This is a genomic window from Alteromonas sp. KS69 (genome assembly GCF_003989595.1).
In the GTDB taxonomy this organism is placed as follows: domain Bacteria; phylum Pseudomonadota; class Gammaproteobacteria; order Enterobacterales; family Alteromonadaceae; genus Alteromonas; species Alteromonas naphthalenivorans.
In genome coordinates this window covers 148,891-161,546 of record NZ_PYHU01000003.1, presented here as the reverse complement: position 1 = coordinate 161,546, position 12,656 = coordinate 148,891, and the positions used below count along the sequence as shown (strand labels likewise).

12 protein-coding genes are annotated in these 12,656 nt (G+C 42.9%); 3 read left to right on the top strand and 9 right to left on the bottom strand.

Going from position 1 to position 12,656, the window contains the following annotated elements:
- Window positions 1-75 precede the first annotated feature (75 nt).
- The 5 genes from C7Y69_RS02115 to fdxA all read right to left on the bottom strand — a co-directional run bounded on the left by C7Y69_RS02115 (window position 76) and on the right by fdxA (window position 4,620).
- Entirely contained in the window at window positions 76-894 is an 819-nt protein-coding gene (locus C7Y69_RS02115; RefSeq protein ID WP_126871634.1) for a transglutaminase-like domain-containing protein, read from the bottom strand.
- Complete coding sequence (locus C7Y69_RS02110; protein WP_126871633.1) at window positions 894-2,126, bottom strand: hypothetical protein; 1,233 nt, start codon at window positions 2,124-2,126, stop codon at window positions 894-896. The genes C7Y69_RS02115 and C7Y69_RS02110 overlap by 1 nt, the downstream gene beginning before the upstream one ends.
- Window positions 2,127-2,233: 107 nt before the next feature.
- Window positions 2,234-3,238: a ribosome biogenesis GTPase YlqF gene (ylqF, locus tag C7Y69_RS02105; RefSeq protein WP_126871632.1), complete on the bottom strand. Its 1,005-nt coding sequence runs from the start codon at window positions 3,236-3,238 to the stop codon at window positions 2,234-2,236.
- 177 nt (window positions 3,239-3,415) lie between these two features.
- On the bottom strand, window positions 3,416-4,228 hold the full coding sequence (locus C7Y69_RS02100; protein WP_126871704.1) for a TrmH family RNA methyltransferase: 813 nt from the start codon (window positions 4,226-4,228) through the stop codon (window positions 3,416-3,418).
- 65 nt (window positions 4,229-4,293) lie between these two features.
- On the bottom strand, window positions 4,294-4,620 hold the full coding sequence (gene fdxA, locus C7Y69_RS02095; protein ID WP_013783175.1) for a ferredoxin FdxA: 327 nt from the start codon (window positions 4,618-4,620) through the stop codon (window positions 4,294-4,296).
- Between the two features lie 215 nt (window positions 4,621-4,835).
- Between fdxA and C7Y69_RS02090 the strand changes: the two genes are divergently transcribed.
- Window positions 4,836-6,497: an NAD(P)/FAD-dependent oxidoreductase gene (locus C7Y69_RS02090; protein ID WP_126871631.1), complete on the top strand. Its 1,662-nt coding sequence runs from the start codon at window positions 4,836-4,838 to the stop codon at window positions 6,495-6,497.
- A gap of 71 nt (window positions 6,498-6,568) precedes the next feature.
- On the opposite strand, the gene C7Y69_RS02085 is transcribed toward C7Y69_RS02090, so the two are convergent.
- A complete protein-coding gene (locus C7Y69_RS02085; protein WP_126871630.1) occupies window positions 6,569-6,868 on the bottom strand; it encodes a hypothetical protein in 300 nt (99 codons plus the stop codon).
- 8 nt (window positions 6,869-6,876) lie between these two features.
- Complete coding sequence (locus C7Y69_RS02080; protein ID WP_126871629.1) at window positions 6,877-7,170, bottom strand: hypothetical protein; 294 nt, start codon at window positions 7,168-7,170, stop codon at window positions 6,877-6,879.
- Window positions 7,171-7,593: 423 nt separating this feature from the next.
- Here C7Y69_RS02080 and C7Y69_RS02075 point away from each other — a divergent pair, with 423 nt between their 5' ends.
- A complete protein-coding gene (locus C7Y69_RS02075) occupies window positions 7,594-8,250 on the top strand; it encodes a crotonase/enoyl-CoA hydratase family protein (protein WP_126871628.1) in 657 nt (218 codons plus the stop codon).
- Window positions 8,251-8,451: 201 nt separating this feature from the next.
- On the opposite strand, the gene C7Y69_RS02070 is transcribed toward C7Y69_RS02075, so the two are convergent.
- Complete coding sequence (locus tag C7Y69_RS02070; RefSeq protein ID WP_126871627.1) at window positions 8,452-8,967, bottom strand: DUF962 domain-containing protein; 516 nt, start codon at window positions 8,965-8,967, stop codon at window positions 8,452-8,454.
- Window positions 8,968-9,308: 341 nt separating this feature from the next.
- Between C7Y69_RS02070 and C7Y69_RS02065 the strand changes: the two genes are divergently transcribed.
- Complete coding sequence (locus tag C7Y69_RS02065) at window positions 9,309-10,316, top strand: hypothetical protein (protein ID WP_126871626.1); 1,008 nt, start codon at window positions 9,309-9,311, stop codon at window positions 10,314-10,316.
- 260 nt (window positions 10,317-10,576) lie between these two features.
- Here the strand turns inward: C7Y69_RS02065 and C7Y69_RS02060 are convergent, their stop codons facing one another.
- Window positions 10,577-12,646: a TonB-dependent receptor gene (locus C7Y69_RS02060; protein WP_409513412.1), complete on the bottom strand. Its 2,070-nt coding sequence runs from the start codon at window positions 12,644-12,646 to the stop codon at window positions 10,577-10,579.
- Between the last annotated feature and the right edge of the window lie 10 nt (window positions 12,647-12,656).

The window sequence follows — 12,656 nt, the reverse complement described above, 5'->3', positions numbered from 1 at the left end:
GGCAAAAGGATAAAACTATGCCCTAGCACTTATTCGTACGGGGCTGAGTCGTTATTTTAGTGAGGAGTGTAGGACTTAAGACTTAGGCTTACTACGAAGCGAAAGAAGTTGCTCGGGCATCAGCACAAAAGCCCTAATGAGCCCCATTTCATAACCCGGACCTTCGTTGTCTAGTTCAGAGGCTGGTAAGTAAAAGTGCTGTGTCGCTTCTAAGCGGTATAAGGCTGAATCTACAATGTGCCATTGCCCGTCGTGCCAAACTTCAGTCCATGCATGCCCAAACGCATTTACACTATCGTTTTGCTCCACTATCACCGTACCAATTATAACCTTGGCTGACATGCCTAACGCGCGGGCTAACGCTGCCGTAAGCACCGCATATTCGGTACAATCACCACTGCGCTGGCTAGCAACAACCGAGGCAATATTAAAACCGTGAATATAATTTGGATCAACAATATAGCCATCAACAAAGGCGGTAAGATGTTCTAGCTCAAAGGGGACATCTGCGTAAGCTTGTTGATAGCTAGCAACAAATGTTTTTGTACTGGGCTCACTCAAATCTACAACAAAGCTATCTGCGCTGTGTTTATCTTGAACTGGTTTAATAAAACGAGGCATTGGAGATAAGGTAATCGATAAGCGATTATCGCTCACCTGTTCAGCAGTCACACCTTCCCAATTTGCTAAGTTGATAGCCAGCTTATTTGAGTTTGATGATACCAGCTCAAAATTAATCTGTTTTGAAAGTGGTAACACCTGACCTTCAGCAAGCTCGATACCTATTTCAGCCATAGACGGCACAGACTGCGCGCTTACTGTATGAGTAAACGCAAAACCAACAAAACCAAATAGTAGGCTAAACCCAATAGATAACCTAGTTGAGGACCGCATTACAGTGTGGGGGTTCCGTAGGAGTGCATCAATACCATGTCCATCTTGAGACCGCCTTGTTGCATAACACCCTTGCTAATGACGCCCTTTTTGTCAGACTGCATGGTCATTACCAGTGGCCCCATATCTATTTTAAGGTTGCCACTAGGATTGCCTGCCTCTTCGCTTATCACAACCTCAATGGCTGCGGTTGGGTCGGCATCTGCCGTCCACATATAAAAACTGCCTGAGTTATTGTCTGAGTTAAGCAGATTGACCGATTCTAAATAGCTGCCGTAGCTGGATAGTAACCAGTCTTTATGGGCCAGTTCTATTTCTAAAGATTTACCCTGCAACTCCCCTTTAACCTGCCAAGCGTCTTCAACGTAACTAATATTAAAGCTTGATGTCATCGTGCTGTTTTCAATGGTGTATTCACTTGCATTAATCAGAGAACCGTCTGGGTTACTCCACGAAAAAGCGACTGAATCTGAACGAGCAATTGATGTTTCATCTACGGGGATCATAAACGCTGTCCCTACCACAATTTCAATATCACCATCGCTATCTTCTATATATTTTTCACGGGTGAAACCCATAGGGATATCATTAATGACTATCTGATAGGTAGAACGGTAAAATTCAGGGGAAGGCTGAGCCGCAGTAAACGCGCGTACGAACGACTTAAATACAGCGACAAAAGCGCTTTGATAACCCATTTCGTTATGGATGCAAACTTGCAAACTATTATCAGTTTCAGCAGAGAGGCCTTTTAAAAGGCCGGAGACCTTTTCATCGCCCTCACCTACCGTATACAACGTATCGAGTGAGAGGTAAGGCGTTGCGTCGACCACACCCGAATCCATGGCATAGTTAAATTGTCCAGAAAGCGTTTTTTCATTTAAAGTTTCCACACCCGACAAGCTATATTCAACAATTGAATATAGCGAGTTAGCTGGGCCATCAAATTCATTAAATGCGTAACATTCGACTGGTGAATCAGTACCTATATCGATGGTGTAGTACCAAGTACCGTCAGAAGCTTCTTGTGCAGTCGCTTGCCCCAACACCGAACTATTTACCTGAAAATCAGCTATTTCAATAGGTGAAGTGTTAGTCACCTTGGTATCTCTAGCCATTGCCTCTTTGAACCAGTCTGGAAAATCACTAAGGTTGACTAATTCAACAGCGCTTACGTTAAACGCCAACAAACTTGAGAAAGATAAAGAGGTAACAATACTGCCTAACTTCATAAATAGTCGTTCCTTGATATTTGTCACTGATTAAGAAAGCGCACTGGCTGCTCATACCATTGACCATACGTTTTTTATGCGAATATTTCTATATTCTTTTGTGCGTTCTACTTCGCGTTTTTCTTCATTCTTTTACTTTGCGCTTCACGTTTTTCATTTCGTTTTTCTTTTCTAGCTTGTTTATCTGGCGTGAGCGAGCCATCTTTAAACCGTTGCTTTCGCTTCGCGTTATCAGCGGCTTTCTTTGCTGCCGCTTCAGCTATTTCACGCTTTTCGACTTCAATCATCTCTGGCGTTTCTAGGGTTATTCTGCCTAATTTACCCGATTGTAGTTCGTTCAATAACACTTCACATATTTTATGAAGATTAACACGGCCGCCGGTCATTATAGCGCCCCGCTTTTTCGCCGCGGCTTCTAAAAACTCTATTTCAGTGTCGGGAATTTCTTCAAGCTTATAATTCGCTTTTAACACATCTGGGTAAGCTTTAATCAGGTAATCGGCAGCATAAAAACCCACGTCATCATATTCCATTGCCGTGTTCTTCACTGCACCTGAAGAGGCTAGACGATATATGGAATTAGGATTTTCCAGTTTTGGCCATAACACCCCAGGGGTGTCGAAAAGTACAATACCATCACCTAAGTTAATACGTTGCTGGCTTTTAGTCACCGCTGGCTCGTTACCGGTTTTAGCAATAATACGATCGGCCAAAATATTGATGAGGGTAGACTTCCCTACGTTTGGAATGCCCGTGATCATGGCTTTAATCACTTTATGCTGCACGTCTTTGTGTGCACAAATGGTTTTAATCAGCCCCATGACTTGTTTACTGCTAGCGGGGTTGTCGCTAGAGGTAGTCAGGGTTTTAACCCCGCGCTCAGACTCTAAATGCGCTTGCCACTGCGCTGTTATTTCAGGGTCAGCCAAGTCGTACTTGTTCAAAATTTTTATGCACGGCTTATCGCCTCGCAATTTTGCAATCTCTGGATTTTCGCTTGAAAACGGTATGCGTGCATCAAGCACCTCAATCAGTACATCTACCTGACTAAGCGATTCCTTAATCTCTTTAAGGGCTTTGTGCATGTGCCCAGGAAACCATTGTAAGGCCACTGTTATTATCCTTTTAGGGGGTGGTGATACCAAGCTATTAGCACTTCGCTAATGCCTGGGCTGTTATCAAGCTAATGAGAAGCAAGCGCATAACGCTAATCCGCATTAAATGTTCAATAATATATAAACTGCAAATAGCAGCGCTAATGTGAGCGTCTGAATAGCATTAGCAAAAGGCTAACGGGACAACTCATAAACACACATATTCACGGCACTGGCCAAGTTGAGCGAATCTATTTTTCCGCTACCCGCAATGGTGTATGCCTTGGCATTAAATGTCGAAAGCGCTGCTTTGGGAACACCCCTCGCTTCATTACCAAACAAGTAGCAGTCGAAATCTGAAAACGACGGTGCGGTAACGGCTTCACCTGACATATCTAAATAGGCGAACCGGCTGAAGCGAGTTTGCAATGCATCTAGGCTCACATCTAATTCAATAGGCACGTGAAATATTGCCCCCATACTCGAACGCACCACTTTAGAATTAAAGGGATCCACACTATTGGGGCTTAGTAACAAGGAGAAATTATCAAACCAGGCTAATGTTCTTAATATGGTGCCCAAATTTCCTGGATCTTGAACTTCGTGCAAGTATACGTAGCGCGGCTTATCTTTATGTCCAAAAGCTTGATTCGAATGTTTGTCCGACACTTGCTCTAGAGTATTGGTCGCGCCAGCGGTAGAACGAGGTAATGGCACACAGGCAATAATACCTTGCGGGGTTTTAGTATCACTAAGCTGTGACATTTGCTTTTGAGTGACGTTTACTAGGGTAAACCCCGAATCAAGCGCCCTCGCCTTTTGCTCAAAGTCATCGGTAATATAAAGGGTGATAAATTCAGCTGATGGAGCACTACTCGTATTTCTGTAAGCATTGGTCCTAACGGCTTTTACTAATTCTAAAACTAGATGTTCGCCTTCCACCAAATAAAAGCCAAATTGCCCACGGTATTTTTTCTGATGCAGCTTTTTAACATCGTCAAGTTTCATCATTCTATTTTTCCGTTTTAGGAGGCGAAGCGCACAGGTGCATTGTTATTTATTAACCTTGCACGCTATTCGTGCTCAAGCAGGGCGAGTTTATCTGGCACACCATTCCATACATCGGCGTCTTCAGGCGGCGCTTTTAGCTCAATAATATTAGGCCACTTCGCTGCAAGCTCTTCATTAATAGCCAAATACGGCTTTTGCGCATCAGTGAGATGCGTATCTTGAACAATGGCGTCGGCAGGACATTCAGGTACACAAAGCGCACAATCGATACATATAGCAGGATCTATGGCTAAAAAATTAGGTCCTTCAAAGAATGCATCTACTGGGCATACTGCAACACAGTCTGTGTACTTACAGTTTATGCAATTGTCTGTCACTACAAAGGTCATTTGCACCTACATGCTTGGGTTATTATTTCAGGGTGCCAAGTTTAAATTAGCCTGTGTAAAACTCAAATTTCTTTTTACTCTATTATTCTAGGGTAAATAAGCTAATTAACCCACTGCTTACCCGTGATTGCAGCTAGTATTAGTCTTGTTGCTGATTTACCATACGCGCGCCCTGACGGAGAGGCCGTCCGGCAAAGCCAAGAGTACCTATTATTATGTTGCGTTTAACCGATATTAAATTACCGCTAGATCACGATGAAGTTGCAATAGAAAACGCAATTTTACATAAGCTTCAAATCACAAAATCGATGCTTCTTGAAACCACGGTATTTAAACGCGGTTACGATGCGCGCAATAATAGAGACATCCAACTTATTTACACCCTTGATGTAACGGTAGAAGACGAAGCTGCGCTGCTTGAAAAATTCGCCAAAGATACCAGCGTGCGGGTAACCCCTGATATGCGCTATAAGTTTGTGGCTACCGCTCCTGAAGAAGTAACCGACCGCCCAGTGGTAGTTGGCCTTGGCCCTTGTGGATTATTCGCTGCGCTTATTTTAGCCCAAATGGGCTTCAAACCTATTGTGCTTGAGCGAGGCAAAGCCGTTCGCGAACGCACCAAAGACACCTTTGGTTTTTGGCGTAAACAACCGCTAAACCCAGAGTCGAATGTACAATTTGGCGAAGGTGGCGCAGGCACCTTTTCTGACGGTAAGCTATATAGTCAGGTGAAAGATCGCAAGCACTATGGCCGTAAGGTATTGAACGAATTTGTTGCTGCTGGCGCACCTGAAGAAATCATGTATGTGAGTAAGCCACATATCGGTACATTCAAACTGGTGAGCATGGTAGAGAAAATGCGTGAGCAAATCATTTCTCTAGGTGGTGAAATTCGTTTCAGCACCCGTGTTGAAAGCTTAGATTTAGACAGCGCGAATTCAAAACCAGCTGATGAAGCAAGCACAGACTCAAAAAGCCATAAAATTAAAGGGCTATTCTTATCTGATGGCAGCTACCTACCCTGCACCAAAGTCATTATGGCTATTGGTCATAGTGCCCGCGATACTTTTCAATCGCTTTATGACCAAGGTGTATACATAGAGGCCAAACCTTTTTCCATTGGTTTTAGAATTGAACACGAGCAAAGCATGATCGACAGCTGTCGATTTGGTGAGAACGCTGGTAACCCTATTTTGGGCGCAGCCGATTACAAGCTCGTTCACCACTGTAGAAATGGACGTACCGTATACAGCTTTTGTATGTGCCCGGGCGGCACCGTGGTGGCAGCGGCGTCTGAACCTGGCCGCGTAGTTACTAATGGTATGAGCCAGTACTCTCGTCATGAACGAAATGCCAACAGTGCTATTGTGGTAGGTATTACGCCCGAAAAAGACTACCCCGCACACCCCTTGGCAGGCATAGATCTTCAGCGCAAATTGGAAGAGCTGGCATTTAAAGTGGGCGGTGAGAATTATCATGCACCTGCGCAGCTTATTGGCGACTTCTTAGATGGCAAGCCGAGTAAAGAATTAGGCGACGTGAAGCCCTCTTATACCCCAGGTATTACCCTGACTGATTTAAGTAAGGTTGTTCCCGACTTTGTTATCGAATCTATCCGCGAAGCCATTCCCGCATTCAATCGTCAAATTAAAGGCTTTGCTAAAGCTGACGGTATGCTTACAGGCGTTGAAACACGTACTTCATCACCTGTATGTATTAAACGTGATAAACAATACGAAAGCGTGAATATTGAAGGCTTGTACCCTGCCGGTGAAGGTGCGGGTTATGCTGGTGGTATTTGGTCTGCAGGTATTGATGGAATTCGCGTTGCAGAAGCGGTAGCACTGGCTTTGGTGCCTTCAGATTCTAATACCTAACTCCCAGTAGCATTTCCTCCATTGCTTATATGGGGGAATACGGTCAGTTTTTATTACTGACCGTTAGGGAGTCATTTAAGCAAACCAAATAAACGCCATTTCTTGCGATGCTGTGCCAGCGGAATTCTTACTACCCGCTCTTCAGTATCGCAAGGCTCGATTTTGGCATCCACCTGAACATTGTTAAGTTCAAGTACTAACTGCTGGGCATATACTTCATCTACACCACTTACCAAGGTAAAACGCTCTAATGAACTAATGGCTTTAGCCATTTGAATCACTTTCGATAGTGGTAAATCAACCAGTGTGCGCAGCACTTTTAGTGCAGATACCGTATCAATATTGTTCCCACTTACAATGACTTTATACATAGTTGGCTCTATTCGTCTTCGGTTTCAGATTCTGGCATTTTTGTACTGCTAGAGCTGCTTGAACCGCCACTGATGCCTCCACCCGCGGCGAAGCCCCCCATACCGGCTAGGCCTATACCTGCTGCTCCTAATCCAATTTCGCCAATCGTTGCTGCACCCGCTAAGGCAATAGGAACGGTTGCTAATCCAGCGGTAGATACTATTGCAATTCCAAGCCCTACCATAGCAATTCCAACGCCGATTTGCTCCCATTCATAGCCACCAGCCACTTGATTTAACTCTAATTCAGTAAGTTGTTTCATATCCTTGCTTTCCTTTTTAGGTATTCAATTAATTCGCTAGTGTTGTCTAGCAAGGAAAGCTTACTAACAGGAGAGAAAGTAAAATACTGATCTTCGGCTTAGTTATCGAGCAGTTTTAACCATTTTTAATAAAAAAGGGCCATTAGGCCCTTTCATTTATCGGCTTTGATTAAGCAATCAATCATCGCCCAACTGTTCTGCGGTCGCTCTCAAATTCGTTAAATGAACATCTTCCATAATGCTACCTAACACATTGGCTAATCACTTTAATTACAAACACAGAGATAATATGGCGGGCGGCGGAATACTGCTGTTTTTGAGTTTATAAGCAATGACTACTCCCCTGCATTACTTAAAAAAACTTGCTTCTTTGCACCACTAAAAACAAACTCCACCTATAGTACTAATAACAAAGAGGCAGTAATGGCTTTCGAATTAAAAATTGAAAACAAGGTAGCACTGATTACCTTTGATGACGGCAAGGTAAACGCAGTAGGCTTTTCTCTTATTGACGCATTGAATAACGCATTAGATGAAGCTGAGCAAAACGCTGATGCAGTAGTGATGTATGGCGGTGCGGATAAGTTTTGCGGCGGCTTCGACCTTTCAGTGATGAAAGCTGAAGATAAGACCGAACAGGTAAAACTGGTTCAGGCAGGCGCTGATTTAATTGTAAGGCTGTACGGCTATCCAAAACCCCTTATTGTTGCTGCTGAAGGCCATAGTATCGCATTGGGTGCAATATTCTTGATGGCCGCTGACCTACGTATTGGTAAAGACGGCGACACCAAATATGGCTTAACCGAGACCGCTATTGGCATGGTATTACCTGCGTTTGGGATGGAATTGGCGAAATCACGTTTAGCCCCTACTTCATTAACAGAAGCGTTACTCTTTTCACGGGTATACCAAGGGAAGGATGCGGTAAAAGTAGGCTATTTAGATGCTGCAGTGCCGCAAGAGCAAGTACTTGCTACCGCTATGGGATATGCTGAAAAGCTTAAAATGTTGCCTGCAAAAGCGTTTGCTGAATCTAAGCTACAACTTCGCAAAGAAACCCTATCTAAAATGCGCAGCTAGTCTCGCCTTGCAAATTAGGCATTGAGATTTAGGCCTTGCAACTTAGGTATCAAAACTTAGACATTCAACGCTTAGGTATTCAACGTAACTAGTACGCAAAGAATTGCTTAGAATACACCTAGAATCCATTTAGGTTGAAGTAGCCTAATAATAAATGGCACCCTTGAGGTGCCATTCTAGTTTTACCTACTAAACAGGTAACTAATGCACTGCACCTGAGGTTTCTTCAATTTTTGCTTGAAGCTCTCCTCGCAAACCCAGTTCGAAACCAAGCTCGGCGACTACAAATAGCGGTCCAATGGCTAGCCCCATAATATCGTCTACAAAGGCTGGTTTTTTACCTTCAAAATGATGGCCAACGAATTGTAAAATCCAACCACCTACGAATATACCAATTGAGACAGATAGCCATACCCACGTTGCGCTTTGTGCTAAAGGTTGTGCGATGTAAAGCAATACCCCTGTTAACACCACCATGGTAAGACCTAACTTCACATCTAACTTTAAATAAAACACATTACCGATAACCCACACGAATAACGCAGGGCTTAGCAATAATACCCCTACAACTGGCGCTGTCACTTCAAAAGCCGGGCGGCTTAACAAGCTTAAAAACGCAAAAACAATAAGGGGAATACCAATGTAATGGGTGAAAATATTACGCTGATCTCTATGATATTTTGCGTACTCACTTAGATGCTGCTCAAGCGTTTTCATTTAGCTACCTATAAACTTTTTCTTATACTGAAAAGAGACTATAGAGAAAAAGCACTTCACACTGTCGTAAAGCCGACAATTAATTCAAATTGATAACAAACTAGGGGGTAGCGTAGATAGACAAGTGAAGTTAATGCACTTATTTTGCTTTGTGTATCTTCTTCGAATATTTCGAAACAGTGCATCACATGGTGGGCACTAGTAGGCCGAACCTCAGATTAAAAGAAAAGTCTTCTACGCCAATATCACTTAAAATTGCCTTATTGCGTAATATAACTTACCTTCTAAGGTAGTGATTAAACAATAAAAACATAAAGTTATAAACTCAACAAGGATGTTTAATGCGCAAGTCCGTTCGCTTTAGAGTACTTTATTTACTGTTTGCTATAGCCACCTACATTTTAGGCTTCATACTACTACCAGAAACTATTAATTCTTCATTCGACCAGATACTTTCTGCTGGCTTCCTGTTTGCCTACTTCATTGTTCTACCAGCTCTGTTTTGGTACTGCGTTATTAAGGTCGGTGAGCAGAAAAAATGGAAGATCATCATTCCCTTTAGTCTCGCCAGTGTTGTGGCACGCTATTCAATGCCGGTTTCTCTTGCTAGCTACTTTGAATTTTTAAGCTGGGTGCGCTATCCGGTTATCGCCGTACTGCTTATTATTGAGTTTGTGGTTATCTATCACGTGGTTTCCATGCTTTGGAAATCAAGAAAGCTAAAAGGTGACCCACGGATTAACGCGCTAATTGACAACATTGATGCAGACGATAAGAAAAGAGAAATTACCTTAATAATGGCTAGCGAGCCGGCGAGTTGGTATTACGCTATTCCTAAATTCACAAAAGCCCACACGCCCGTTTTAGCTAACCTATCGCTGCTAAGCGCCAAACGGTGGCATTTCGCATTGGTATTGTTAGGTTTAGTGGCGCTGACGTGTGTGTCTTATTCTTTGTTAATATTATGGAGTGAAATTGCCGCCATTATTGTCGCGTCAGTCATTTTCTACGGCATCGTTAGTGTTACGGCAAGTCATCGGATTAGCAGACATTTTTCTGTTTATTGTCACAACAATCACCTTGTGGTGAATGCCAGTTTTTTCAATTTGCTTTTTATCCCGTTATCTCACCTTCAAACCTGTGAGGCAGGTAAGTGGGAATGTGACAAAGAACAATTGAAAGTGGGTCGGGGCACCGCAAATATTAAGCTCACTTTTTCAGCACCCGTTTACTGGTTCACGCTAATGGGTACCTTTTGTGAACGCCCAACTGAAGTGTATTTATGTGTAGATGCGCCAAATGCTCTCGTGCAATCACTAAATACTCAGTCCTTAACAACTGGGTATTAAAGTGCAGAGAGAACTAGTGACCGTTGTGATAAACAAACGTGTGCTTAGCCAATACAATGCGTAAGTCAAGTTTGCAGGGACAAGCTAAGGGTTGCTTGACGCAGTGGCTACTTAATATGAAAAATATTCTAAGGCGATTTGAAACAAGGAAGTGATTGAAGGGTTAATTTCTCAAATTGTGCGTGAGAGAATTTTAAATAAAGCATCGCCTTAGCTTGAACAAGCTAAGGCGATGCTTTTTATTACACTACTAACCGCTATTACAGCGACATTTTAAGCTCTATACGTGCAGTAGCCCCATCACCAATGGTGACGTTGTTAATGCCGCCACCAACAAGGTAATCAGTATCAAATACGTTTTCTACATTTAGCCTTACATCAACTTGCTTATCCATAATATCAGTTCGGTATGTAGCACCTATATCAACACGACTATAAGCGTCTTTTAACACAGTATTTGCGTTGTCTGCATAGCGTTCACCCTGGTAAAAGATACCCGCATTCAATGCTAATTTTTCAGTAACTTCGTAGCGGCTCCATAACGATGCTGACCATTTAGGCGCATCAACTGGCGTATTGCCTTCAAAGTTCTCATCTTTTTCATACTCTGCATCTAAGTACATCATTGATGTCATCACAAACCACTTATCAGTAACTGCACCTTGTGCTGCAAGCTCTAAACCTTGGTGAGTTTGCTTACCTGATTGGGTGGTAACCGTGGTGTAAAGTGGGTCGTTCAATAACTGCTCTGAAATAAGGGTTCCCGTTTTTTCTATATTAAATAGTGCACCATTCAACAATAGACGTTCTGATACTTCCCATTTCGCGCCCAACTCAATTTGCTTCGACGTTGTTGCATCTAATTCCATACCAAAGTTTTGATCAAGTTCGTCTTCAATGGTTTCACTTGATTGAGGCTCAAACCCTTCTGAATAGTTCACATAAATCGTGCTGTTCTCTGCTGGGTGATACAACACCCCAACTTTTGGCAGTAAAGATTCGTTGTCAGCGCCTTCACGACTCTGCTTATCGAAGCGCCCGCCAATAGCAACTTGCCATTGGTCATTAAAGGTCATCAAATCTTGAAAATAAACACCGTAATAATCGTATTCAGTGGTACTTAACGTTTCATCATTATTGAAATTTAAATCTGGTTTGGCCGGTTCGGGTTGCCCTACGGTGTAAGTGATTGAATCCCCTCTTTCAATAAGTTGACCGTAGTAATAATCTAGTGCGTTCGCACCAATCAGAATATTGTGCTCGATACCACCAAACGATACTTCACCATTAATATCTATAAATGCGGTTTTGAACTGCCAATCGTCTGAACGATCGTAAGGATTAGAGGTATAGCTGTTACCAATTTCATAATCAGAAGGAAGACGAGGCGATGATTCAAAACGTTGTCTTTCAAACGATTGCTCATTGTACCCCACCTTCACTTGCCACTCTGGGTTCATGAAATAAGTTAACTTAACGCCTTTGTTCTCAACGTGGATATCCGTGAACGCCCAAGAAAAATCGTTAATGGTATTTCTATTGCTAATTACATTAGCATCTTCATCTAACCAAGCGCCTGTATCTAAACCCGCTTTATCGTTAGTGCGATCGTAATAAGCATTCACTATTAAGCTGTCATTAATTTTATGCTCAAGCACCAATGAACCAAGGAAACGATCACGCTCTCTTGTTTCGCCATTTTGATATTCACGATCGAAATTAACATCTTGTTTCACCAATACTGCGCGATAGCCGGTGTCTTCAGTAATCTCGCCACCAGCATCTAGCATAAATCGCGTAGAACCATATTGGTCGGTGTCTGCGCTAATTTCCAGCAAACGAGATGCAGTCGGTTGCTTAGTTACCATATTAATAAGCCCACCAGGTGCAGACTGACCATATAAAATACTAGATGGGCCTTTAATAACCTCTACTCTTGAAAGCGTTTCTATAGGCTGTTGGTAGTGCGACCAATGCTGATGTCCGTCACGTAAATAGCCGGTAGAAGAGCTTAATTCAAAGCCACGAGAGCTGAATACTTCACGGTTTCGCTGTTTAGAGCCCGGCGACAAACTTGCATCGTTATTGAGGACTTCCCCTAACGTGGTGGCAAGCTGCTCATCAATAATAGTTTCTGGGATTACTGTTACTGCTTGAGAGGTTTCAAGCAATGAGACATTAGCACGCATAGCACCGGAAGCATCACCTACTTTATAGTCGTTAAAATAGGTACCTTTTACCTTGATTACTTCTACTTCGCTTTCGCTTGTCATTGTTTCTTCTGCGTAAGCCGCATTCGATAATGCAATGCCCCCAACGCTCAGACCCAAGCCTAGACCC

Excerpts from the sequence above, each read along its gene's own strand:
- C7Y69_RS02075 (WP_126871628.1), top strand. The coding sequence starts at position 7,594 with ATGGCTTTCGAATTAAAAATTGAAAACAAGGTAGCACTGATTACCTTT.
- C7Y69_RS02110 (WP_126871633.1), bottom strand. The coding sequence starts at position 2,126 with ATGAAGTTAGGCAGTATTGTTACCTCTTTATCTTTCTCAAGTTTGTTG.
- C7Y69_RS02090 (WP_126871631.1), top strand. The coding sequence starts at position 4,836 with ATGTTGCGTTTAACCGATATTAAATTACCGCTAGATCACGATGAAGTT.
- C7Y69_RS02115 (WP_126871634.1), bottom strand. The coding sequence starts at position 894 with ATGCGGTCCTCAACTAGGTTATCTATTGGGTTTAGCCTACTATTTGGT.
- C7Y69_RS02100 (WP_126871704.1), bottom strand. The coding sequence starts at position 4,228 with ATGAAACTTGACGATGTTAAAAAGCTGCATCAGAAAAAATACCGTGGG.
- fdxA (WP_013783175.1), bottom strand. The coding sequence starts at position 4,620 with ATGACCTTTGTAGTGACAGACAATTGCATAAACTGTAAGTACACAGAC.
- C7Y69_RS02085 (WP_126871630.1), bottom strand. The coding sequence starts at position 6,868 with ATGTATAAAGTCATTGTAAGTGGGAACAATATTGATACGGTATCTGCA.
- C7Y69_RS02070 (WP_126871627.1), bottom strand. The coding sequence starts at position 8,967 with ATGAAAACGCTTGAGCAGCATCTAAGTGAGTACGCAAAATATCATAGA.
- C7Y69_RS02080 (WP_126871629.1), bottom strand. The coding sequence starts at position 7,170 with ATGAAACAACTTACTGAATTAGAGTTAAATCAAGTGGCTGGTGGCTAT.
- C7Y69_RS02065 (WP_126871626.1), top strand. The coding sequence starts at position 9,309 with ATGCGCAAGTCCGTTCGCTTTAGAGTACTTTATTTACTGTTTGCTATA.